Origin of the sequence: Rhizobium sp. Rhizsp42, from assembly GCF_047304155.1 — a bacterium.
Taxonomy (GTDB): domain Bacteria; phylum Pseudomonadota; class Alphaproteobacteria; order Rhizobiales; family Rhizobiaceae; genus Rhizobium.
Genome location: NZ_JBGLYS010000027.1, coordinates 73478 through 96896, shown reverse-complemented (window position 1 = coordinate 96896; position 23419 = coordinate 73478). Strand labels below are relative to the sequence as shown.

The 23419-nt window shown below is 60.9% G+C and carries 23 protein-coding genes and 1 pseudogene; 10 read left to right on the top strand and 14 right to left on the bottom strand.

What is annotated here, in order from left to right; genetic code table 11:
• Positions 1 to 365: 365 nt before the first annotated feature.
• Together ACCD05_RS22770 and ACCD05_RS22765 are read right to left on the bottom strand one after the other, a co-directional pair.
• A complete protein-coding gene (locus ACCD05_RS22770) occupies positions 366 to 2072 on the bottom strand; it encodes an ISL3 family transposase (RefSeq protein WP_313760837.1) in 1707 nt (568 codons plus the stop codon).
• 381 nt (positions 2073 to 2453) lie between these two features.
• Positions 2454 to 3368 (bottom strand): LysR family transcriptional regulator, encoded by a 915-nt coding sequence (locus ACCD05_RS22765; RefSeq protein ID WP_409527958.1) that lies wholly within the window; start codon positions 3366 to 3368, stop codon positions 2454 to 2456.
• Positions 3369 to 3456: 88 nt separating this feature from the next.
• On the opposite strand from ACCD05_RS22765, the gene ACCD05_RS22760 reads away from it, so the two are divergent.
• Positions 3457 to 3900 carry an ester cyclase gene (locus ACCD05_RS22760; RefSeq protein WP_413395503.1) on the top strand — a complete coding sequence of 148 codons (444 nt, stop codon included), beginning with the start codon at positions 3457 to 3459 and terminating at the stop codon, positions 3898 to 3900.
• 10 nt (positions 3901 to 3910) lie between these two features.
• The gene (locus ACCD05_RS22755) at positions 3911 to 4831 is read left to right on the top strand and encodes an NADP-dependent oxidoreductase (RefSeq protein WP_313760829.1); all 921 of its coding nucleotides are present in this window, start codon (positions 3911 to 3913) and stop codon (positions 4829 to 4831) included.
• A 63-nt stretch (positions 4832 to 4894) separates the two neighbouring features.
• On the opposite strand, the gene ACCD05_RS22750 is transcribed toward ACCD05_RS22755, so the two are convergent.
• Both ACCD05_RS22750 and ACCD05_RS22745 read right to left on the bottom strand, forming a co-directional pair.
• Complete coding sequence (locus tag ACCD05_RS22750; protein WP_313760828.1) at positions 4895 to 5878, bottom strand: SDR family oxidoreductase; 984 nt, start codon at positions 5876 to 5878, stop codon at positions 4895 to 4897.
• Positions 5879 to 5882: 4 nt separating this feature from the next.
• On the bottom strand, positions 5883 to 6536 hold the full coding sequence (locus ACCD05_RS22745) for a DUF2306 domain-containing protein (protein WP_313760827.1): 654 nt from the start codon (positions 6534 to 6536) through the stop codon (positions 5883 to 5885).
• Between the two features lie 150 nt (positions 6537 to 6686).
• Between ACCD05_RS22745 and ACCD05_RS22740 the strand changes: the two genes are divergently transcribed.
• Positions 6687 to 7610 carry an AraC family transcriptional regulator gene (locus ACCD05_RS22740; protein ID WP_313760826.1) on the top strand — a complete coding sequence of 308 codons (924 nt, stop codon included), beginning with the start codon at positions 6687 to 6689 and terminating at the stop codon, positions 7608 to 7610.
• A 169-nt stretch (positions 7611 to 7779) separates the two neighbouring features.
• Here ACCD05_RS22740 and ACCD05_RS22735 read toward each other — a convergent pair whose 3' ends face one another.
• Positions 7780 to 8667 (bottom strand): LysR family transcriptional regulator, encoded by an 888-nt coding sequence (locus tag ACCD05_RS22735; RefSeq protein ID WP_313760825.1) that lies wholly within the window; start codon positions 8665 to 8667, stop codon positions 7780 to 7782.
• A 107-nt stretch (positions 8668 to 8774) separates the two neighbouring features.
• Here ACCD05_RS22735 and ACCD05_RS22730 point away from each other — a divergent pair, with 107 nt between their 5' ends.
• From ACCD05_RS22730 to ACCD05_RS22715, 4 genes are all read left to right on the top strand, one after another.
• A complete protein-coding gene (locus ACCD05_RS22730) occupies positions 8775 to 9407 on the top strand; it encodes a glutathione S-transferase family protein (protein ID WP_313760824.1) in 633 nt (210 codons plus the stop codon).
• Between the two features lie 42 nt (positions 9408 to 9449).
• Entirely contained in the window at positions 9450 to 10220 is a 771-nt protein-coding gene (locus ACCD05_RS22725) for an enoyl-CoA hydratase/isomerase family protein (RefSeq protein WP_313760823.1), read from the top strand.
• A gap of 94 nt (positions 10221 to 10314) precedes the next feature.
• Complete coding sequence (locus ACCD05_RS22720; RefSeq protein WP_313760822.1) at positions 10315 to 10992, top strand: peroxiredoxin-like family protein; 678 nt, start codon at positions 10315 to 10317, stop codon at positions 10990 to 10992.
• A 54-nt stretch (positions 10993 to 11046) separates the two neighbouring features.
• Positions 11047 to 11760: an SDR family oxidoreductase gene (locus ACCD05_RS22715; protein ID WP_313760821.1), complete on the top strand. Its 714-nt coding sequence runs from the start codon at positions 11047 to 11049 to the stop codon at positions 11758 to 11760.
• 49 nt (positions 11761 to 11809) lie between these two features.
• Here ACCD05_RS22715 and ACCD05_RS22710 read toward each other — a convergent pair whose 3' ends face one another.
• Positions 11810 to 12499, bottom strand: a complete 690-nt coding sequence (locus tag ACCD05_RS22710) for an SDR family NAD(P)-dependent oxidoreductase (RefSeq protein WP_313760820.1) — start codon at positions 12497 to 12499, stop codon at positions 11810 to 11812.
• Between the two features lie 98 nt (positions 12500 to 12597).
• Between ACCD05_RS22710 and ACCD05_RS22705 the strand changes: the two genes are divergently transcribed.
• The 3 genes and pseudogenes from ACCD05_RS22705 (at position 12598) to ACCD05_RS22695 (ending at position 15018) form a co-directional block, all read left to right on the top strand.
• The gene (locus tag ACCD05_RS22705; protein WP_313760819.1) at positions 12598 to 13506 is read left to right on the top strand and encodes a LysR family transcriptional regulator; all 909 of its coding nucleotides are present in this window, start codon (positions 12598 to 12600) and stop codon (positions 13504 to 13506) included.
• Positions 13507 to 13582: 76 nt separating this feature from the next.
• Positions 13583 to 14674, top strand: a pseudogene (locus ACCD05_RS22700) (IS5 family transposase).
• A complete protein-coding gene (locus ACCD05_RS22695; protein WP_112668310.1) occupies positions 14671 to 15018 on the top strand; it encodes a hypothetical protein in 348 nt (115 codons plus the stop codon). The pseudogene ACCD05_RS22700 and the gene ACCD05_RS22695 overlap by 4 nt, the downstream one beginning before the upstream one ends.
• A 417-nt stretch (positions 15019 to 15435) precedes the next feature.
• On the opposite strand, the gene ACCD05_RS22690 is transcribed toward ACCD05_RS22695, so the two are convergent.
• From ACCD05_RS22690 to ACCD05_RS22655, 8 genes are all read right to left on the bottom strand, one after another.
• Positions 15436 to 15969 carry a 2,4'-dihydroxyacetophenone dioxygenase family protein gene (locus ACCD05_RS22690; protein ID WP_413395497.1) on the bottom strand — a complete coding sequence of 178 codons (534 nt, stop codon included), beginning with the start codon at positions 15967 to 15969 and terminating at the stop codon, positions 15436 to 15438.
• A gap of 14 nt (positions 15970 to 15983) precedes the next feature.
• Positions 15984 to 17696, bottom strand: coding sequence for a thiamine pyrophosphate-requiring protein (locus ACCD05_RS22685; RefSeq protein ID WP_413395495.1), 1713 nt, complete (start codon positions 17694 to 17696; stop codon positions 15984 to 15986).
• A 17-nt stretch (positions 17697 to 17713) separates the two neighbouring features.
• Positions 17714 to 18472 (bottom strand): SDR family NAD(P)-dependent oxidoreductase, encoded by a 759-nt coding sequence (locus tag ACCD05_RS22680; RefSeq protein WP_413395493.1) that lies wholly within the window; start codon positions 18470 to 18472, stop codon positions 17714 to 17716.
• A gap of 109 nt (positions 18473 to 18581) precedes the next feature.
• Positions 18582 to 20033, bottom strand: a complete 1452-nt coding sequence (locus ACCD05_RS22675) for an aldehyde dehydrogenase (RefSeq protein ID WP_413395491.1) — start codon at positions 20031 to 20033, stop codon at positions 18582 to 18584.
• 22 nt (positions 20034 to 20055) lie between these two features.
• On the bottom strand, positions 20056 to 20769 hold the full coding sequence (locus ACCD05_RS22670; RefSeq protein ID WP_413395489.1) for an ABC transporter ATP-binding protein: 714 nt from the start codon (positions 20767 to 20769) through the stop codon (positions 20056 to 20058).
• Complete coding sequence (locus tag ACCD05_RS22665; protein WP_413395487.1) at positions 20762 to 21490, bottom strand: ABC transporter ATP-binding protein; 729 nt, start codon at positions 21488 to 21490, stop codon at positions 20762 to 20764. The genes ACCD05_RS22670 and ACCD05_RS22665 overlap by 8 nt, the downstream gene beginning before the upstream one ends.
• Entirely contained in the window at positions 21487 to 22440 is a 954-nt protein-coding gene (locus ACCD05_RS22660; RefSeq protein WP_413395485.1) for a branched-chain amino acid ABC transporter permease, read from the bottom strand. The genes ACCD05_RS22665 and ACCD05_RS22660 overlap by 4 nt, the downstream gene beginning before the upstream one ends.
• Positions 22437 to 23309, bottom strand: a complete 873-nt coding sequence (locus ACCD05_RS22655; protein WP_413395483.1) for a branched-chain amino acid ABC transporter permease — start codon at positions 23307 to 23309, stop codon at positions 22437 to 22439. The genes ACCD05_RS22660 and ACCD05_RS22655 overlap by 4 nt, the downstream gene beginning before the upstream one ends.
• Between the last annotated feature and the right edge of the window lie 110 nt (positions 23310 to 23419).

The window sequence follows — 23419 nt, the reverse complement described above, 5'->3', positions numbered from 1 at the left end:
TCGATGGTGCTAGTGAATCACGACAAACGCGATCACGCTAGGCCTTTTTCAACAGCCTGCTAGAGGCAATTACCGATTTTGAGCCTCGAATATGGGAACAGTTTAAGCATCTGGTGTCAAATTGACATCATGGAGTGTCGGCTGAATTTGGGGAAGTTAGCTTTAGTTGCAACCTTTCACGCAACCTAGGCCAATTCTGCTTCGTGGGTTTCACTATCGGACGTAAAATGAAATAACGAATCACATCAGCGATTTCGCCGCAGTCTTTAAAATCCAGCGCCACATTCGTAACAAACAACGTTGGAGATCTGATCGGCGACTGTAAGATGGTAGGTCTGTCGTTTTGCATTTAACCGGGGTCTTCCTCAATTTGTGTGGAGATCGGTCAATTTGATTGGCATCATCCGCGCCCTGAGCAGCTCTGGTCCCGCCCGGCCATACATTGCGCGCTTGATCGTCTTCAGTCGGTTGATCTGGCCTTCTGCCTGACCGTTGCTCCAGGGCAGGTCGATGGCGTTACAGACGGCATCGATATCACGGAGAATTACACGGGCAAAACGGGCTAAGAAGGCGAGACCAGAATGAATGGCATCGTCGATCCACTGGTGCAGTTTCGCCGAGGTTCGGCCACGAAATATGCCGCGAAATCGCATGGCGAAGCTGCGCAGAACAGTAAACGTCCGTGAACTCTGTTTGAGGGCATCGACTTTCCGCGCCTGATTGATGGTCAGTGCGCCGCGCGGCTTTATGCAAAGAGTAGCGGCGACAATGGGTGAGATCAAATGACCGGTTTGCGGATCACGGACAGGCACATTGTCAGGTGCTTTTTCAGAGAGCCCAATCCGAGCTGGCGCAGCATCAATCTTATCCTCATCCGCTTCCGGCCTCTCGGCGCGGCGCCATGTTGCCAGGAGGCGTTCAAGATTAGAAAAGCTGCCGGTGTATCCTCGGCGCTTTATGTCGTGAAACAAATGCCGACCACGGCGGTTGCCATCCTTCCAACACTGGGTGAGGAACACTTCGAAGTAGAGAGGCGATGTCGGCTGTAGCGCGCCCCTGCGTCGATCGGGTGGGGTTTCGAACGTCAGCCATTTCGTGATGCTGCGTCGGCCATATCCTGTGCGACGTGCAATGTCGGAGCAGGTCAGGCCTTCTTTGCTCAAGGCGTGCACTGTCTCGAACACATCCTTCCGGGACTGCCGATGCGCCCGGCGAAGCTGATTGCGCCAAGGCGTTTCAGGCGCCTGCACTTGCAAAGCCCGATCGTCATGATCGTTTTCGATATCCTCGTTTGGTAGCAGTGCCCTGCCTGTAGCTCGACCGGAGAGGCTCATCTGTTCCTCGATAGCAAGACGAAGATTTTGGATGAGATGAAAGCGGTCCGCCACCTGAGACGCTTGGGGCGCACCTTCACGAGTGGCCTGCGCGTAAAGTCCGCATCGATCTCGGCTGACGACCTCAATGGAAGGGTGCCGCTTCAACCATCGTGCAACGCTTGCCACGCTCCGGTCTTCGAGAATGTCCATAACCTTTCGGCGTTCAAGATCAACGATGATCGTACCGTAGCGCCAGGATTTCCTCCAACTCCAGTCGTCGATCCCGATGATCCGTGCCGCGGGGTCGTCGTCGACCCGTGAAGCATTGCGCTTCAAGTGCCGAAGGATGGTGTCGTCGCTGATCGGCATCCCAAGCCGTCTCATCAAGCGCTCTCCGGGCCGTCCGCCGGTGCTGTGCCCCAGCAGGCCAATTATTTCGGCGACCCTCGTTGTCCTGCGGCCGTAAGGGGAGGCAATCGCCGGGACCTGGTCTGTGAATGTTTGTCGTCTGCACTGCCGATTTGTGCAACGCCAACGGCTCAACTGAAGCCTTACCGTCACTTCCTTGCCTTGGACCGGCAGGTCCTGAAGTCTGCGGTAAGACCAGCCATGCCGACTTCTGCTTTGGTTTTGGCAATCTGGGCATGTGCCAGAGGATGGCCCACAAGCAGACACAACCCAATCACCGTCGTCGCTGGATACGACGCTCTGCACTTTAATGCCCGGACCGGGCGACCATTTCGATCTCGTTCGCATGCCCGCCCATAGCGCCGTGACCACTAACGATTTGTTAACCACACAAATTGAGGAAGACCCTTTAATCGCGAGACTCCGCATCCAATAATTTCAACAAGATAGCGCGGCAGTTAATTTGAGATCGGGCACCTAATTTGAGATTCGGCGGTCCGACTTGGCATTTAATGTGAGAATCACCGCGTAGAAAAAGATGGCCGCCGATGGCCAAGCTTCATCGGAAAATGCTAAGTATTACAGAATGTTATTCCCGGATCGGAGAGCGTCAAGCGCCGAAACTTGAACCTGTGCACCTCAAAATTGAGTGGCATGATCTGTCGGGACGGGCGCATTCTTACAGTTAAATGCCAAACGACATGTCCCTCCGGTTCGGCAGTGGCCCATTTAGGTCGAGGCCTTTTCAAAGAGCGACCCGATCACCTGACGCAGCCAGCGCTGCGCGGGGTGAACGTCGTTGCGCCGGTGCCACGCCATGTCGAACGTCGCCGTGCCGAGGTCCAGGGGCGGTTTTAGCACATGAAGCTGCTCGCGATATCCACAGGCGTCAACCACGCCCCTCATCAGCGTTGCAATCAGGTCGGACGACGCGACCAACTGCGGCGCTGCGTACATTTGCGGTAGGCTGAGCGCAAGGCGGCGGCGCAGTCCCAGTTTCCCAAGCGCGGCATCGACCAATCCAAACCGCTCGTTTTCGGGCGAAACCAGCAGATGCGACATCTGAAGAAACGTCTCGAGCGTCAGCTCTGCCTCGCCTTGCGGATGACCTTTGCGAACGACGCAGACGAAACGTTCCTCGAACAGGCGTCTGCTGAGGATGCGACCGGCCGGCGTGTGTGGGACGCCGATGGTCAGGTCCGCTTCCCCCAAATCCAGGAGTGTGATGACCTCGTCACGGTGGTCGATGTTGCGGATCCGTAGGACAATCCCCGGAGCCTGCGCGCGCAGGACCGCGAGCAGGCTTGGCAGGACGGCGAATGCCGCGTGCTCGGACAGGCCGATCGACAAGGTTACCGTCGACGTCGACGGGTCGAAAATCCTCGTGAACTCCAACGTTCTCTGGATCTCCGAAAGCGCATGACCGAGGGGTTCGGCAAGATCGAGCGCACGCGGCGTCGGTTGCAATCCCTCGGGGCCGCGGATGAAAAGCTCGTCCTGCAGGAGGGCACGCAGGCGGGACAGGGCCGCACTCATTGCCGGTTGCGTGCGCCCGATCCGCACCCCGGCACGCGTGACGCTTCGCTCCGCCATGAGAGCGTCGAAGGCGACGAGAAGGTTCAAGTCGATGCCATGTAAATCCATGAGATGGATGTTAGGCCATATCCTTTATCAATTTCAAGTATGAAAAATAACGACGTACGTTCCCTTATCGCCAACCAAGGGAATTGCCATGAGCGACAAACACCTCTCCATCAGCGGTATCGGGGCCGCCGATCTCCAGACCCTTCGCACCTTCTACAATGCGTTCGAGGGAAACCCTGACCTTCTCGACGACAGCGTCGTGCCCGACTGGCACGACATCCCGCTGGCTCCGGGCCAAGCCGAAGGCCGGGAGGGCTTCAAGCCCATGATCGTGGCCTTCTCAAAGGCTTTTGCCGACATCAAGATCGAGATCCTCGATGTGATCGGTGGGCCGGAGAAGGCTGCGGTCCGCGCCGTGATCACGGGCCGTCACGTCGCAGACTGGTTCGGGGTCGCCCCGACCGGCCGCACGTTCTCGCTTCCGATCCACGAGTTCCACGCTTTCGACAAGGGCCGGATCACCCACACCTGGCACATGGAAGACTGGATGGGTTGGTTCGCCCAGATGGGCGCCTGGCCGGTCGAGAATTAAGGATTACACGATGCGACAGATCATTCTCTCCGCCTATGCGCAAACGCCGGTTCTGACGGAGGTCTCTATCCCGGTACCGGGCGATGGCGAGGTGCTTGTGGCCGTGAAGGCGGCAGCCCTCAACCCTCTCGACGTCAAGCTGCAGCGCGGTCAGGTCCACACCTACTTCCCGCTCACCTTCCCGTCAGCGCTCGGCACGGATCTTGCTGGCACGATCGAGAAGACAGGTTCGCTGACCTCTCGCTTCAGAGCGGGCGACCGGGTCGTCGCGCGGCTCGATCCGACGGTGGGCGGCGCGTTTGCGGACTATGCGATCGTTCCGGAAAATCAAGTGGTTCTTGTGCCCGAAGATCTGAACTTCAGCAGCGCAGCCGGATTGCCGACCGCTGCAGGAACCGCTTGGCAGGCGCTTGTCGAAATGGCGGATCTCAGGGCCGGCCAGACCGTGCTCGTGCATGCCGGCAGTGGGGGCGTCGGCAGCTTCGCCATCCAGTTGGCCAGAGGGCTCGGCGCCCGCGTCATTGCCACCGCGTCGGGAGACGGCCTGGAGATCGCCCGTAAACTGGGTGCCCTTCAGGTCATCGACTATCGATCCGACGATGCCACCCAGATAGTTTCCGACGTCGACGTCGTGCTGGACACGATCGGCGGGGAGACACAACAGGGTTCCTTCAAGGTGCTGCACAGCGGCGGAAAGCTGGTTTCGACCGTGTCGCCCCCGGATCAGGCGCTGGCAGCAGCCCACAAGGTCGAAGCTGCGTTCGTGTTTCACACGTCGAACGCCAAACGGCTGTCGGATCTGGTCAAAGCCTACCGCGACAAGGGACATTCGACCTTGATCGACAGCGTCTTGCCTGTCACATCCTTCGCAGAGGCATTCGAACGCCAGGCATCTGGCAGAGCGCGGGGCAAGATCATCGTGAGCTTCTGATCCTCCCGATGACACCGACGAGCCGGGCGGTTTTCGTCCGGCTCGTTCCCTCGCGCGCTCAGCTTAGCCCAAGCCAAAATAATCCGCTCCTCTGAGATCATCCGTCAACGCCGGCCCAACCGGTTGCCATCCGAGCTCCTGCCGCGTTCGCCGGCTATCGACGGGATTGTCGACGGCCACGAAGGGCGCCAGGAAGCCGAACTGGCGCTTGGCTTGACGCGAGGTTGCGGAACGGGCGGGAAGTCCGAGACCTTCGGCCATGATCTCGGCAATCTGCTTGTACGCGATACCCTCCTCTGCGGCGCCGTGATAGACACCCCCGGCCCGGCCCTTTTCCAGCGCCAACGCGATCAGCGAGACGGCATCGCCGATATGCACGCCGCTCCACCGATTGGAACCGTCTGCGAGATAGAGAACCTCACCATGCTTTCGGGCGGCTGTTGCAAGCTGCGGAACCAGGCCCCTGTCGCCCCGGCCGTGCACCGATGGCGCGAGCCGCACGATCGACGCGCGAACACCCCGCTGCGCCCAGTGCTCCACCAGCACCTCGCTTATTGCACGAACGTAACCGGGCGAGCGGGGATCGGGCGCGTCGGTTTCGACGGCAAAGCGTCCCGCGCGCACGCCGGGGGGGCCGGCCACGCCCATCGTGGCGAACGCCGTCACCATCGGGCGTCCGGACCCCGCCAACGCGCCGGCCAAAGCATCGATGGCTGCGTCGTTCGTGGCGGTGATCGCCTGCATCATTCTCGCGACGATGTCGCCGGGCCATCCACCGAGCAGAGCGCCGATCAGGCGCCGGCGCGGCAGGTCGGCCGGCGAAAAGCTGTAGGCGAGATGGACGACCGCGTCGGCCTCGGCAGCGCCTCTACGAAGCGTGTCGACATCGAGGATGCTGCCGAAAAGCGGACGTGCATCTAGAGACCGCACTTTTTGCTCTGCCGCCTCTGACCGGGCTAGCCCGGTGATTTCGTGGCCCTTTGCCGACAGATGCTCGATCAGCGCCGGCCCGATGAAACCGGTGGCACCGGTCATGAAAATACGCATTCGATCACTCCTGAGAGATTGTCACGGGCCGCGCGGCATTGACCTCTGTCGCCCGAAGCCTGAGATAGACCTCGGCGAGGATGAGGTTCGGCAGCCAGCAAGCCCAGGCGATGACGGGATAGGCTATCGGAAAGTCGATGGTGAGGGCGCCCGAGAGCGGCAGGTAGAGGCGCAGCGTCACGGCGGAAAGCGTGAGCGCGAAGGACCGGATCATCCAGCGTCGATGCGATGCGATGCGCCGGGAAAGGGCTTCGCGTATCGCCAGACACGTGGTCGCAAGCCAGGCAAGGCCGAGGGTGGCGAAACCCGCACCGGCCACGGGCCCGGTGGTCAGACCCGTTGCCAGCACGAGCGCGGCAAGCCCGCCGCTCGCACAGCCCGCCGCATATAGGCGACCGATCCACCGGTGGACCGACGGCCAGCGAGCCCTCAGACCCGGCAGAAACTGCCAGGGTCCGAGAAGTAGGGCCGTCGCTGCGCCCGCCGCGTGCACGGCGATCCACGGATCGAAATGTCTATTGGCCGCGACATTCGCAGGCACGGGTCCCTGTCCGGCGAGATAGCGATAGGAAAGGAAAGCCAACGCGGTGGAAATTGTCGCCGAAGCGGCCCAGCCGAGCCGGACACCACGGGAACGATTGGTAGGCACCGCCGTCATAGCGCTGCCGATGCGCAATGTCGCGTCGGCCGAAGATGTGGGGGAGCTGCCATACAATATCCTTTGATCATCCAAGGCCTCCCACACTAGCTTCATTGTTTCGAACCATCTATGCTTGTTACATCTTAAAATCTTTGTGATCGTTCCAAAATGGATCCACTTTCCGATATCTTGACCATGCTGAAACCGCGGCGGCTGAAGACCGGCGCCACGGATGCCTCCGGCGATCTCTCCATTCGGTTCCCGCCGCATGCGGGCCTCTATTGTTATGCGGTGTTGGAAGGTGCCTGCTGGTTGACGATGGAGGACGGGTCCTGCCCGCTCCGCCTGCAAGCCGGCCATTGCGTGCTGCTGCCGAGCGGCCGTCCGTTTCGCATTGGCAGCGATCCCGACCTTGCGCCCGTGGCGGCCGACCTTTTCTTCGCGGGCCGAAGCAATGGCGCGGTGGCCACGTACGGAAGGGGCGGTGACTGCTTCATCTGCGCCGCACATTTTGACTTCGACGGTCCGGATTCCGCTCTGCTGCTGGGCCTGCTTCCGCCCGTCGTTCATATCGACGACGAAACCGATCAGACGGCGATGCGCTGGGCGCTGGACCGGATGATGGCCGAGTTGCGCACGCCCAGAGCCGGCAGCGACCTTCTTGTCGAGCACCTTTCCCACCTGATCCTGATCCAGGCGCTGCGCCAGCATCTGACGGCGCGGGACGGCGCGCGTGCGGGATGGTTGTCGGCACTGGCTGATCCTCCCGTCGCTTCGGTCATTGCAGCCCTGCATGCAGCGCCGGCTCGCCGATGGAGCGTGGCGGAGATGGCCGGGATCGCGGGAATGTCGCGCACGGTCTTCGCGCTTCGCTTCAAGGCACGCGTCGGCGCCAGCCCGATGGAGTATCTCACGCGCTGGCGCATGATGCTGGCCGCCGAGGCTTTGCGGCAGCCGCAGACGACGGTCGCGGCGGCTGCCATGACGGCTGGATATGACTCCGACAGCGCGTTCAGCACTGCTTTCAAGCGCGTCATGGGCTGCTCGCCACGGACGTATCACTCAAGTATGAACGGAGTAATCCCACTTTAGTCGCCGTCGTCTTGGCAGTGTTTGTATGCTTCGCAGGCTAATCTTACCTATCGAACTCTCAACGGGAAAAGACGGACTTCTCCACTTCATGCCACAAGAATACCGCTTTGAACCAAATCGAACCATCGACCTCTCATTAGCCGGAGGACGAGCCGTCGATCAACCTCGATTACGTGCTCTGGGCAGCAACGATTGATCCCGCGAAATCGGCGAAAGCGCGCGCCTTGGCGCTGGCCAGCCGGCCGGTCGGGAAGACGGCCCAGAGATCAATCGGCGGAAGGCCCCAGTCTTCCAGCACGCGTTCTACCGTGCCGTCCGCCAGTTCCGGCGCGAACATCCAGTCGGAGGCGACCGCCAGGCCCATATGCGACAGGACAGCGGTGCGTATGCCTTCCGCGGCACTGAATCGCGCCCTGCCGGAAACAGTGACCGAAGCCTGCGTTCCCTCGCGGGTGAAGGTCCAGGCGTTGCCAAGCTGAGTGTAGACGACTGCCTGATGGGCTGCGAGATCCGCCGGAACGGAAGGGATTCCGTGACGGTCGAGATAGGAGGGCGTCGCCATGACGGAGCGGCGGCCTGTGGCGAGCTTTCGTGCGACGGCTGACGTGTCTGCCAGCTCTCCCATCCGCAGTGCTATATCTATCCCTTCCGAGACCAAATCGATAACCCGGTCGTCCAGAATGACATCGACCTCGAGATCCGGATGGCTGTCCATGAACTGCGACAGGTGCGGCAAGACCATAATCCTGGCAAAGGTGGTCGCGGCACAGATGCGGAGGCGGCCGGATAGCCCGGCGCCTGCTCCCTTTGCTTCCAGCTCCGCCTCGTCCGCTTCTTGTATCGCTGTTCGCGCTCGCTCGAAAAAGCGCTGGCCGGCATCCGTCGGTGTCAGACCGCGGGTGGATCGGATCAGCAGACGCACCTGCAGCCGGTCTTCGAGCTGCGCGATCGTCTTCGAGATCGCCGGCTGACCGACGCCGATCTGTCGGGCAGCCTGCGAAAACGACCCTGTCTCCACCACCCGCACGAATGCGGTCATCGCCTGCAACCGGTCCATCGCTTATTCTCCTTCGGAATAAGCGTTATCGCCTCAACGCGCCTGCCGCAAGTCTGCAGGAATGGTCATAACTCTCTCCAACGGAACACGATCCGATGGAGACGAAGATGATCGAAGTCCACGCCTTTGCCACACCAAACAGCGTCAAGGTACTGATCGCCCTGGAAGAGATGGGGTTGCCCTACGATCTCAAGCCTATCAATGTGCGCATGGGCGCGCAGAAGGCCGAGGCATTCCTCGCTCTCAACCCGAACGGCAAGGTGCCGGTCCTGGTGGACGGCGGTTTTGTTCTGACCGAGAGCGCTGCCATCCTCGTCCATCTCGCTGAGAAGACCGGCAAGCTATTGCCAAAGGATGGCGCCGGCCGCGCTTGTGTCTTCGAACAGCTTTTCTTCCACGCCTCGGGCTTGAGCCCCGCCTTCGGCAATGCCGGCTTCTTCAAGCGCTCGTCACCCGAACCACAGCCGATCGCCGAGGCCCGCTTCACCACCGAGGCGGAACGGATCCTCGGCTTGCTCGATGACAAGCTTGCCTCGCAGCCGTTCATGGCCGGTGACGAGTTCACGATCGCCGACATCGCCCATTTCGGCTGGATGTGGCGAATACATTTCCCCGGGCTCACCCTTGACGGTCGCCCCAATCTTTCCCGCTGGTACGACGCCGTGGCTGCGCGCCCCGCCGTCCAGCAGGCCATCACTCGCACCGAAGCCCTGATCGAAACGCAGCGGCCCGCCGCCTGATCCTCCCAACCCCATGCCCGCTTGAACACAAAGGAGATAACCATGTCCAAATTCGAATCCTACAAGAACAGCTTCCCGAACGCCCGCCTGACCCGCACGGCAAGCGGCGTGCTCGAAGTCGCGTTGCACACCGATGGCGGCAAGCTCGTCTTCAACGGCCATACCCATGAGCAGTTCGTTGAACTCTTCCACCAGATCGGCGCCGACAGCGACAACCGCGTTATTATCCTCACCGGCTCGGGCAATGCCTTCATGGACGCAATCAGTCCCGACGGCTTCGACTTCTTCTCGCCGCGCGGCTACGACAAGATCTTTCGCGAGGGCCGCAAGGTTCTAATGAACATCCTCGACGTCGAGGTGCCGATGATTACCGCCTTGAACGGCCCGGTTCTTCTGCACTCCGAATATGCGCTTCTGACCGACATCATCCTTGCGACGCCTGAAACTGTCTTCCAGGACAAGCCGCATTTCGACTTCGGGATCGTGCCCGGTGATGGCGTCAACCTGCTGTGGCCCGAAGTGATCGGCAGCATCCGCGGCCGCTACTTCATCCTCACCCGCCAGGTACTGGATGCGGCAACCGCCAAGGATTGGGGCGTCGTCAACGAGATCGTGCCGGCTGACAAGCTCCTTGCCCGCGCCCATGAGATCGCCGAGGGCATTGCCGCCCTTCCGCCGCTGACCTCCAGCTATACCCGCATCGCGCTCACCCAGAAGCTGCGCCGGATCATCGATCAGGACGGTGGCTACGGTCTTGCTCTCGAAGGCATCAGCGCCGCCGAAGTCGCTCGTTCCCTGGCCGCACAGGGCTGATCACCTTTCAAGTTTATCAACGGACTTCAGGGGCATCCTGAAGTCCAAAAATGCCCGACACGCCAGACCCAATTCCAATTCAAGGAGAATGACGATGACCCTTCAATCCAAGCTTGACGCTTTCAGAGCTGACTTCGAAGCCGGCAAGCCGCCTTACAACGTGCCGTACTCCGTGATCGAGACGATGCACCGCGCCACTTCCGAACTGATTGCCTCTGGTGCTGCTCAAAAAGCCCTGAAGGCTGGCGACAAGTTGCCGGAATTCACCCTCTCCGATCCTGACGGCAATCCGGTCTCGTCGGCGGATCTTCTGGCGCATGGCCCGCTGGTAATCAGCTTTTACCGTGGCGTCTGGTGCCCCTATTGCAACATGGAGCTCCAGGCGCTCCAGGAAGCCCTCCCGCAGTTCGAAGCACTTGGCGCAAAGCTTGTTGCTATTTCCCCGCAAAACCCGGTCAACAGCCGAAAATCGTTGCGCCAGAACAACCTTACCTTCCCAATCCTGTCCGACACGCATAACGATGTCGCAGCTTCTTTCGGCCTGCGCTTCGAGATGCAGGATTATCTGGTCGATCTCTACAAGTCGCTGAAGAACGACCTCCCCGCCTTTAACGGTGACCCGAGCTGGACCCTGCCCATGCCGGCCCGCTACGTCGTCGACCAGGATGGCGTCATCCTCTATGCCGAGGTCAACCCGGACTATACCCGCCGCCCGGAACCGGAAGACATGCTGCCGGCACTTCGTGCGGCAGCCAACCGCGCCGCCGCTTGATCGGTCAACACCAGAGGACCCTGCCTCTTCGGAAGCAGGGTCGAGGATTTTCAAATGAAGAGAAGATTTCTGATAACGGGTGCCAGCAAGGGTATAGGACTTGCCTTGGCGAACCAGCTTGCCGGCCAGGGTCACGAGGTCATCGGCATCGCCCGCAACGCGACCGAGGGCTTTCCCGGCCGCCTTCACCAACTTGACCTCGCAGATCAGGCTTCCACCACTAGCCTTGCAACCATAATCCAAGAGAGTGGAATTGACGGGATCGTCAACAATGTTGGGCTTGTGCGGGCGGAGCCTTTGGGCAACATCGCTGTCGAGACGCTCGAAGAAGTCATGCGCGTCAATTTGCATCCGGCTCTCGTGGCGACACAGGCCGCCCTCCCAGGGATGCGTTTGCGGGGCTGGGGACGGATTGTCAACATCTCGAGCCTCACCGTCCTGGGCAGCGTGCAGCGCACCAGTTATGCCGCCGCAAAGGCTGCGCTCGTCAGCTTCACACGCAGCTGGGCTCTTGAACTTGCGGCGACCGGCATCACAGTCAACGCCGTGTCGCCTGGCCCCACGGAGACGGAATTGTTCAGGGCAAACAACCCGGCCGGAAGTGATGGCGAGGCTCGTTATCTCTCTGGTGTGCCGATGGGGCGGTTCGGAAAGCCGGAAGAAATCGCGGCAGCTATCGGCTTTTTGCTGTCAGACGAAGCCGCCTTCATCACGGGGCAGACCCTGCACGTCGATGGCGGTGCCTCGATTGGTAAGGCGTCGGCCTGAAGGAAATCCCCTTCCCTTCGTGTCCGTCTTCGCTCAAGTCAGTACCACATCACCAAGGCAGCGTTGCGTTGAAACGATCGACGTAGCGCAGCCCGGGCTTACCACGGTTTGCTTCGACCATATCGACGACGAGCGGGATGCTCTCTTCGATCGATAGCGCGGCATTTGAGCCGCCCATCTCCGTGCGCACCCAGCCTGGAGCAACAAGGAGAAGCGTGTGTCGGTCTTCCTCATGCTGCGCGGCGTAGCCCTTTATCAACATGTTGAGGGCCGCCTTGCTGGACGAATAGAGCTGCCAGCCACCCTTTGCGTTATGGATGCTGCCGAGCTCTGACGTCATGATGGCGATTGTTCCTCCCACCGGGACCAGATCCCGCAAAAGTTCGGCGGCGCGAACGGGCGAAAACGCGTTCACGAGCATCATGTCCAGGAAGTCGCGCTCGTCAGCAGCTGCAGGACTCTTCTCGATGGAGCGAGCGATACCGGCGTTGATGTAGAGGACGTCGAGGCGATGCCCGCCGAGACGATCTCTCAAAGCTTTAACGCTGTCGGCATTCGCGATGTCGACCGTTTCGATCTCCAGGCTTCCGGGAAATCGAGCACCAAGATCTTTGAGTTCGCTGGAGTGTGTTCGAACGGTGGCGATCACCCGCCAACCCCGTTCAAGCCATTCTCTGGCAAGTGCGAATCCCAGGCCGCGCGATGCGCCGAGTACGAGTACTGTCGATTGCTGCGTCATGCTGTGTTCCTTCTGCTTATCCTCGCAAATTAGGTTCCTTGAACCGCGAACGACAGCGCATATCTGTCATATGATTTCGGACATGGAGTCATGGAACAATGGCCTATGACGGACGGCTATTATCCGGCGTGACCATCCTGATGGCGGTCGTGGAAGCGGGAACGATGACGCGCGCCGCCGAAGCATTGGGAATGACCCAATCCGGTGTCGGCAGATCGATACAACGGTTGGAAGCCCGCATCGGTGTACGCCTGCTCGACCGGACGACGCGGACCTTGAGGTTGACAGATGAGGGGCGCCGGTTCTGGGAGCGTGTTGGCCCCCATCTCGACGGCATCGAGGAAGCCGCCTTGGATGCCGCAGATGCGACGGAGAAAGTTCGCGGCCGGTTGCGAGTGAATGTCGATCCCTTCTTCTCCCGCCTGGTTCTGGCCGGCGAGCTCGCTAGTTTTCTGGAACAGCATCCAGACCTGCGGCTTGAGTTGATCATGCGCGATCATATCGGCGACCTAGTTGCGGACGCTTTCGATATGGCGTTGCGTTTTGGGGAGCCTACAGTGGCAGGTTTCACCATTCGCAAGATGCTGGAGACCCGGATCTTGACAGTCGCGTCACCGGGCTACCTAGAAAAACATGGGCAGCCCGAGCATCCCCGCGACCTCATCAATTACACTTGCATCGATTTTCAAGACCCGACCACCGGGCGCGCCTTTGAATGGGAGTTTCGTCGCGGAAGTGAGATCTTTCCAATACGCCCGCCGGCGAGTTTGATGGTCTCGGACGTCGAGACAATGATCGGAGCTTGTTGCGAGGGGGCCGGCATCGCGCAGATCATGGAACTTGGCTCGCGGCACATCATGGCTAGTGGCAAGCTCGTCGAGATCTTTCCTGACTGGCCCGACGAGACGTTTCCTCTTTATGCCATTTATCCGTCACGACGTCATCGCGCTGCGAAAGTCGGTGTCTTCACCGATTTCTGTTTGCGACTACTGGGGCGCGCCGACTAGCAGGCTGTTGAAAAAGGCGCTGGCATAGAGACTACCGTCGTGATTCACTCGCTTTATTGCGATTTGGAGCTGATGGATGCGCGGCGGCGATGTGAGAACAGGCGAACTCTTCAGCTATGTGGATCTTGAGGCTCGTGTTCGAAAAGATCATCCTCTACGGGCCATCCGGCAGATCGTGAACGAAGCGCTCGTTTTATTGGAACAAGATTTTGCAGCGCTTTATTCACCGATCGGGCGACCGTCGATCGCGCCAGAAAAGCTTCTGCGCGCGATGCTTCTGCAAGCCTTCTATTCGATCCGTTCTGAGCGACTTCTGATGGAGCGGTTGGAATAAGACCTTCTCTTCCGCTGGTTCGTCGACATCGGCGTTGACGATCCCGCCTGGGACCATTCAGTGTTTTCGAAGAACCGCGACCGGTTACTTGAGGGCGACATCGCTGCGAAGTTCCTGGGTGCAATCCTTTCCCAGCCCAAGGTGAAGCGGCTGCTGTCCACAGACCATTTCTCTGTCGATGGCACGCTGATCAAAGCCTGGGCGTCGATGAAGAGCTTCAGGCCGAAGGACGGTTCGGACGAACCGCCGTCGGATGGCGGTGGTCGCAACGCGGAAGCAGACTTCCATGGCGAAAAGCGTTCCAACGAGACGCATGCATCAACGACCGATCCGGATGCAAAGCTGTATAGGAAGGGAAAGGGCAAGGAGGCCAAGCTGTCCTTCATGGGGCATGGGTTGATGGAAAACCGCCATGGTCTTCTGGTCAATGCTTACCTGACGGAAGCAACCGGTTACGCCGAACGCATCGCGGCTCTTCACATGATTGAACCCTTCTGCGACCGGCCACAGGCAATCACGCTTGGTGCCGACAAGGCTTATGATACAAAGGACTTCGTCAAAGATTTGCGGTCGATGAAGGTGACGCCCCACGTGGCACAGAACGTCAATGGTCGCCGCTCGGCTATCGACGGACGCACGACACGCCATCCCGGCTATGAGGTCAGCCTGCGCATTCGCAAGCGTATCGAAGAAGCGTTCGGCTGGATCAAAACCGTCGCGGGGCAGGACAAGACGAAGTTCCGCGGGCGCGACCGCGTCGGATGGGCTTTCACTTTCGCGGCAGCGGCCTACAATCTCGTGCGGTTACCGAAGCTGATTGCGGTGTCCTCATGAGTGAGGCGGGTTCAAACTGCAGCCTGGTCGGCCGTTGGCGGATTGTAGCGGCAGACATCTGGGATCGGGAATATCTCGACCTGGTCGAGCCAGCGATGATCACCATTCGGCCAGATGGCTCCGGAGAAATTGCCTTCGGTGCCATGCAAGCCAGCCTCGACATCGGCTATGGCGCATCATCCGTTTCCTTCACATGGTATGGATCTGACGAGATGGACGAAGTCTCGGGCGACGGTCATGCTGAACTACTCGACGATGGCTCGGTCGAGATCACGTTCGCATACAACAACGGTGACGAGGCCATCCTCAAGGCCAAGCCGCAGACTTTTTCAACAGCCTGCTAGCGGCGGAGCCTTTCAGGGATCGATCTGCAAAGGGTAACTAGCGAGGTACCGGAGCAATTCACTCCAATAGCTACCGCGTTGCCGGCCGAGACGGGCTGAACAAGGAACGCTGACCGGACACGTGTTTACTGATCTTGACAGGAATCGAACCGGCGACAGGTTGGCCAGATAGCTTAAGTATATGAAAATGCAAACTTCGGGGGTTACGCCTGTTTATGGAACTTTGCGCGATGCCAAATGGGGCAGCGAGGATGTAGAAAGTGGACATCAACATGCTATGGATCAATCGCTCCCTCTGATCGAAATATCTGAATGGGTATAGCAAGAGGTGACTATCGTTATATTCAGAGAAATACATCTTCATGAAAAGAAAGCCGCGGATGTGTGGCACGGCTCGCCTCCCGGGCCCAAACCCGCTTAACGGAACAGCTTTTCCGCATAGTCCCGCCCCAGACCGACTTTCTCATAGTGGTCGCGACAGAGGGCGATGTAGTTGTGCACGTCGAAAAAGCCATTCGACTCGCCCGTGTCATCCAGCCAGATCAGCGGCCCCTTGACCTGGAAGAATACCTTCATCGGCTGCTCGTGTTCATAAGCAACCAGCGTATGCCCCTCACCCGGCGTCTCATAGACAAAATCACCGGCCGTCGCCGTCCAGTCGTGCTCCAGATAACCCCATTTGCCGGAGATCGTGTAGGCAAAGACCTCGTGCGGGTGGTAGTGGCGGTTCACAAGGCCGGCCTTCTTGGCCATCAGGATATCGCACCACTTGTTCTGTGTGGGCGAAATCCAGAGCGGACGGGAAGACACCGTCTCGGTGAAGGGCACGTAATAGCGCTCGTCCTCTGTCGGTGCATTCTGCAGATAGACCTCCGGCAGAGCATCGGGCTGGAATACCTTGGTGATCGGCTGCAGGTCCTTCCAGAATTCATTCCTAGCAAGTTCGGGCATGGTTCTCCTCCTCGTTATGCTCTGACGCGGACATCAAGCAACGCCAGCGTCTTTTTTTCGTCGATATGACGAAACGCCCGCTCCAGCGCTCCGGCGAGGTCCTCGCCACGGGTGACGGTCTCGGCACGGGCGCGGCTAGCCTCGGCGATCTTGGTGAAATCCGGCACCGGCGTTAGCGAGGTCAACGGCACACTGTTTGCCTTGGCGGCATAGCCATTCGGATAAAGCCCGACGACCGATTGGCGCACCGCGCCCCATTCGGCATTGTTGACGATGACGATCAGGATCGGCAGCGCCATCGCCTCCGCGATCTGATGGCAGGCGGCGGGGTTTGAAAAGATGTAGGAGCCATCCCCCATTGTCGCGACGACGAGACGATTGCGGTCCGCGAGCTGCATGCCAAGTGCCGCCGGGAACGACCAGCCGAGGCCGCCCGAATGCGGTTCCTGATACCAGGCGCGATGATGCGAGAGCGTCATAGGCGCCAGCGGGCAGCCGAGTTCCGACAGCACGGTCGCGTCGCGTCCTGCAATCGCGCGGGAGAGCGTGAGGCTCACCCATTCCTTGCTCATCGGCTCGCCGCACCCGGCCTCCGCCTTGCGTAAGGTTTCCGCCCGGGCCGCCCGGTTCGTCGCTGCAACCTCGCTGCCGCGGAAAGTAGCCGACGTCTTTCCTATCCCGTCCATCGCCGCCTTCAGCGCGATCACGCCATCGGCAATATCGCAGGCAATCGTCACATCGGACGGAAAATAGCGAACGGGAGAGCGAGCAAACAACGGGTCCTGCCCGAGCTGGATGACCTTGCACCCTTCCCGCAGCGAATGAATATCCGGCGACCACGGCGCCAGCGCATCGATGACAAGAATAGCATCCGCCTTTTCCAGGAGCGGCTTCGGATCGGCAGCCGCCGCCATCGGATGATCGGTCGGGATCGCCAGTTGCACCGCCCAATACTGGCAGACCGGAATGCCCCATGTCTCCGCCAGCGCCGAAAGGGCTGCAAAACCTTCCGCCGAGCCCGCCCCGCGCTGGGCGAAAATGACGGGGTTCTTGGCGCTAGACAGAATGCGGGCCGCCTCAGCGATCGCGGCCGGGTCCGGCGCATGCATGGCCGGCGCCATGGTGGCCGGACGGTCGAGCCCTTCCGTCGGGCACGGCTGGCAGAGCACCTCGCGCGGCAGGCTCATATAAACGGGACCACGCGGCGTCGACATGGCGATGGCGCTCGCCCGATCCACCATCGGCGCCACATGCTCGGGAAACCGCAATTCGTCATCCCATTTCACCGCTTCGCGCACGAGGGCCGCCTGATCGCGCATCTCCTGTCCCCAGCCGATCGGCACGGTACGGGAACCGAAACGCCCCTTTTCGGTGACTGGCGTTCGGCCGGAAAACAGCAGCACCGGAATATGCTCGGTCGCGGCATTGATCGCGCCGATCGCGCAATTGGCAAGGCCGACATTGGTGTGCGCCATCACGGCCTGCATCCGCCCCGTCGCCAGATAGTAGCCATGGGCCATGCCCATGGCCGCGCTCTCGTGCGGAATGATCACCGTTTCCGGCAGCGGTACCCGCTTTGCCTCGGCTTCCGCCAGCCCCTCGATGATCGGCGGAAAATCCGTGCCGGAATTGGCAAAGATGTAGTCGATTCCGACCGCCTTCATGCGGGCGAGCAGCGCGCCGCCCGCCGTCATGGTTGCCGTCTTCGGTTCTGATCTACCGTCCATGTCCTGTCCCTCCGCCATCAACAACTCATGCCACCATCGACCATCAATGTCGTGCCCGTGACGAAGCTCGATTGATCGGAAGCGAGATACAGAACCGAGCGCGCAATCTCCTCGGGTCGGCCATGACGACCAAGCGGGATGAGCCCATTGAAAAACTCGGTTCCATCAGCCCCGATCGCCTCGCCGAGCCCCTGCTCCACCGCCAGCTGGAAGCCGTTATCGATGGGACCGGGATGGACCGTGTTGACGCGGATGCGGCGTGGCGCCAGCTCCTTGGCAAGGCAGCGCATCAGCCCCACTTGCGCATGTTTCGCGGTGATGTAGGCGTAAACCCCGGCATCCCCGCGCGTTGCGGCAACCGAAGACGTAATGACGATGCTGCCGCCATCGCGCATGTGAGGCACGGCACATTTCGCCGCCAGAAGCGCACCGCGCACATGCACCGCCTGCACCGCATCGAAAATATCGAGCGGATAGTCCGCAATCGGCGCCACGGTACCGAAATTGCCGGCATTGGAAAACAGCACATCGATGGCGCCGAAACGCTCGACCGCGAGCTGAACATAACGCTCGGTATCCTGCGCAGAGGAGACATCAGCCGCCACAAGCATCACCTGCACGGCCGGCAGATCCCGGCTCGCCTCTTCCAGCGCCGCAAGCGAAAGATCGACCAGAACGACGCGCGCGCCCTCATCGACGAACAGCCTTGCTGCTGCCAGTCCCAGACTGCCGGCACCACCGGTAATGACACAGACCTTGCCGGCAAGTGCCTGCATGTTTTTTCCTCCCGTTTGAACAATGTCCCTCTCTCCGCAGGAACGTGAGCGCCCACGAAAAGCGCGGTTCTGTCCCTCTCTTCTCCCCGCTGGGAGAAGAAAACCCCGTTCAGATCGGATAATGAATCGGTCCATCCTGAATGGTGATCCAGCGAAGCTCCGTGAACTCGGCAATGCCCGCCTTGCCGCCGAAGCGGCCGTAGCCGGAATCCTTGACGCCGCCGAAGGGCATCTGCGCCTCGTCATGCACGGTCGGCCCGTTGATGTGGCAAATGCCGGATTCGATACGGCGGGCAACCGCCATGGCGCGGTTCACATCCTTGCCGAAGACGGCGGCCGACAGGCCATATTCCGTATCGTTGGCAACCCGCACCGCTTCATCGACCGAACCGACGCGCACCACCGAAACGACCGGGCCAAAACTTTCCTCGCCATAAATCCGCATCGCCGGTGTCACCCGGTCGAGCAAGGTCGCATCGACGATCGTGCCGGATGCAGCTCCGCCGGCAGCAAGCACCGCGCCCTTGGCCACGGCATCGCGCACCAAAGCATCGATCCGCTGCGCCGCCGTGGCATCGACCACCGAGCCGAGTGGCGTGTCGCCCTTGCGCGGATCGCCGGCCTTCAGCGTCATTACCTTCGCAGCCAGCGCCTCGACGAAACGATCGGCGATCCTGTCATCGACGACGATACGCTCCGTCGACATGCAGATCTGGCCCTGGTTCATGTAGGCGCCGAAGGCAGCGGCGGCGACAGCCTGCTCGATATCGGCATCATCCAGCACCACGAATGGCGCCTTGCCGCCGAGTTCCAAGAGCGACGGTTTCAGATAGCGCCCAGCCGTCTCGGCGATGATGCGACCAACACGGGTCGAACCGGTGAAATTCACACGGCGGATGGCCGGATGCGCAATCAGCGCCTCGACGATCGCACCCGCATCTTCCGGCGCATTGGAAACGGCGTTCAACACACCTTCCGGCAGCCCGGCCTCATGCAGCGCATCGACGATCAGGCGATGTGTGCGCGGGCAAATCTCCGAGGTCTTCATCACGACCGTGTTGCCGCAGGCAAGCGGCGTCGCCAGTGACCGGACGCCGAGAATAACCGGCGCATTCCACGGCGCGATCGACAGCACGACACCCGCCGGCTGGCGAACCGCCATGGCAAGGCTGCCAGGACGGTTGGACGGGATGACTTCGCCGGCAATCTGCGTCGTCAGCGATGCGGCCTCGCGCAGCATGTCGGCAGCAAGCCCAACATTGAACATTGCCCAGCCGGCTGTCGCTCCGGTTTCAGCCGCCATGGCCTCGACGAATTGCGGCGCCTTTTCCTGCAGCTTGTCTGCAGCGGCAAGCAGCAGCTTGCGGCGCGCGCCGGGGCCGGTTGCAGCCCAGCCCGGGAAGGCCTTGGCCGCCGCATTGGCCGCCTGGCGCGCATCCTCGACGGAGGCTGCCGCGACAGTGGAGGCCACCTCACCGGAAATCGGGTTCAGCCGCTCGAAGATGCGGCCATCAGTCGCCTCGACTTCCGCATTGTTGATCTTCAATCCCAGCATATTCATGGGTTTCTCCCGTTCATAAAAATCAGACCGCGGCGCCGAGGAAGGCGCGCTGCACGGCGGCATCGTTCATCAGATCGCAGGCCGCCGCCTCGCCGGTAATCCGCCCGGCTTCGGCAAGATAGCCCCGATCCGCAATGGAAAGGCTCATTTTCACATTCTGCTCCACGACAAGAAGCGCAATGCCCCGTTCGCGAATACGCCCCAGACTGCGGAACAGCTCGCCGACCACCAACGGCGCCAGGCCAAGGCTCGGCTCGTCCAGCATCAGCAACTCCGGCTTCGACATCAGCGCCCGGCCGATCGCCACCATCTGCTGCTCGCCGCCGGACATGGTGTTGACGAATTGCGCCCGCCGATCCCGAAGCTTCGGAAAGAGCTCGTAGACGAAGGCCCGGCTATCAGCCGCATGCGCCCGCGCCCGCCTGGCATAGGCGCCTAGCGCCAGGTTTTCATCGACCGTCAGATCGCCGAAGACACCGCGCCCTTCCGGCACGAGCGCAATCCCCGCTTCTACAACATCATGCGCCGCTAGCGTCTCGATCCGACGTCCGTCAAACGAAACGCTGTAACCGGCATCCGGCCGTGTCACCCGCGCAATGGATTTCAGCAGCGAGGATTTGCCCGCCCCATTGGCCCCGAGGATGACGACGGTTTCGCCCTTCCTCACCCGAACCGAAACCCGGTTCAGCGCCACATGACGACCGTAGTGCAGCGAGAGGTTTTCAACATCAAGCATGGCCGCCTCCGAGATAGGCCGTGACGACATCGGGATGGGACAGCGCCTTTTCCGTCGGCCCATCGGCTATCTTGCGCCCAGCATTCATCACCACGCAGCGATCGCAGAGCGCGCGGACCGCATCCATCACATGCTCCACCAGCAGCACGGTAATCCCCCGCCCCTTCAGGGACTGGATAAGCTCGATGCCGGTGCGCAGCTCCGTCGGGTTCAGCCCCGCCAGCCACTCGTCGAGCAGCAGCAGTTCCGGCTCGGCGGCAAGCGCGCGCGCCAGTTCCATGCGCTTCTGGTCGATATAGGTCAGGTCTTGCGCGCTCTCGTCGGCGCGATGGGCAAGGCCTACCTCGTCCAATCGCGCCAGCGCTTCCGTACGGGCAGCCGCGCCCCAGAGCTTGCGCCGGCCGAAGGCGAGTGCGGCAATGACATTCTCCACCACCGTCAGGGACGGCAACCCGCGCACCAGCTGGAAGGTGCGGGCAACGCCCTTGAGCGCAATGCGGTTTGGCGTAAGGCCGGAAATCATCTCGTCGCTGAGGGCAATCGTGCCGCCGCTCGGCGGCAGATGGCCGGAGATCATGTTCAGCACCGTCGTCTTGCCGGAACCGTTCGGCCCGAGCAGGGCAACGACCTCACCACGCCCAACGGAGAAGGAGACCGCATCCACCGCCGTCAGACCACCGAAGCGCCGGGTAAGCCCCGAAATCGTCAGAAGTTCGCTCATTCTGCCACTCCCGGCACGGTTTTCGCTTCATGCCTGCGCCAGCGCTTCCAGTTCTCCTCGGCAAAGGCGAGCACGCCGCGTGGCAGAATGAAGACGATGGCAATGAACAGCAGGCCGAGAATGATCGAATAATGGTTCGGGAAATTGGCCGACAACCATTCGAACAGCAGGAACAGCGGCACAGCGCCGAGGAGCGGCCCCGTCAGCCGGTTGGCCCCGCCAAGCAGCGCCATGATCAGCGTCAGAAACGAGACCGTCGGATTGAAGGCAATCACCGGCTCGACATAGGTCCAGCGCGGCGCCTGGATCGCGCCGACAAGGGTGATGACCGTGGAGCTGACCGCAAACAGCGCCAGTTTCACCCGGGCAACATTGATGCCGCAATGGGCCGCCACGACTTCATCATCGCCGATCACCTTCAGGGCAAGGCCGATACGGCTGCGCCCGACACCCCAGGAAATCGCAAAGGTGATCGCCGCAAGCGCTAACAGCTGCCAATAGATTCCCTCCGGCGTCACCGGCAGGAAAATATAGCGGCCGAGCGTGCCGGTCATGTTGACCTCATACCAGGTCACCAACTGACGGATCAGTTCGGCAAGACCGAACGTGAAGATCACGAAATAGACGCCGGCAAGCCTGAGCGTCGCAAAGCCGACGACGCTTGCCACGGCAAGTCCGATCGCCGCCGAGACGAGCAGCACCAGCGGATAGGCCATGCTCTCGCTGAACACGGCAACCGTATAGGCGCCGATACCGAAGAAGGCGACGGTGGCAAGCGAGACATAGCGCGTCGGGCCGGAAAACAGCGCCCAGGCGGTCGCAAGCGTCACATAGCCAAGCATGCCGATCATCAGCGTCAGGCCATAGGGGCTGGCGAAGGCAGGCAGGAAGGCAAGGACTGCAACGACAGCGACAAACAATGCCACCTGCAGGGAAAGGACGCTCTTCATCGCGAAGCCCTCCCGAACAGGCCGGCCGGACGCCAGAGCAGGATGGCGAGGAAGATGCCGTAGGTCGCCGCCAGCGTCAGGCCGGGATCGATATAGGTGGCGACGAAGGTTTCGACGAGGCCGAGGATCAACCCTGCAGACAGCGCGCCAAGTACATTGCCGACTCCACCCATGATCACGACGATTAGCGCCTTCATGGTGAAAACGACGCCGGTGGTCGCGGTAAAGGTCTGGTACATAGAGATGACGACCCCGCCGGCTGCCGCCAGCGCACCGCCCAACGCAAAGGCCATGCGTGCAGCCTTGTCGACATTGATACCGACCAGCGGTGCCGACGCCGGGGCGACTGCGACAGCACGCAACGCCGTGCCCCAGAGCGTACGGGTGAGCAGCAGATAGAGCCCGCCGCCGAGCACCAGTGCCATCAGCAGCGCCAGCAACCGGTTTGCCGCGATATTGGTGCCGAAGACATCAACCGCGACATTCAGGTAGTTGTAGCTGGTGAAGTTCGCGCCAAAAATGACGAGCAGCACGCCCTGAATGACGAAAAGCAGGCCGAAGGTGGCGAGGATGGAATCGATCTCCAGGCTCGCCTTGTCCCTGGCGCGCGCCACCAGCGGCCGCATCATCACGCCATAGACGACATAGCCTAGAAGGAAGCCGGCAGGTGCTGCGATCAGCAGACCGACGACCGGATTGATGCCGGCACCGGCATAGAGCACATAGGCCAGAAAGGATGCCGAAATGATCATCTCGCCATAGGCAAGGTTCATGATGCGCGCGATGCCGTATTGGAGCGTCAGCCCCATTGCCACCAGCGCATAGGTTCCGCCGAGCACCAGCCCGGACAAAAGGGCCGTGACGAGCATCGGCCTCCTCCTTATGTCATATGCAAAATCGGCAGGACCGCGCCACGTCCGCCTTGCGGCGCGGCCCTGCGGTTTGGAGCGGAAGCATTTTCAAGCTCCGATCGTCCTCT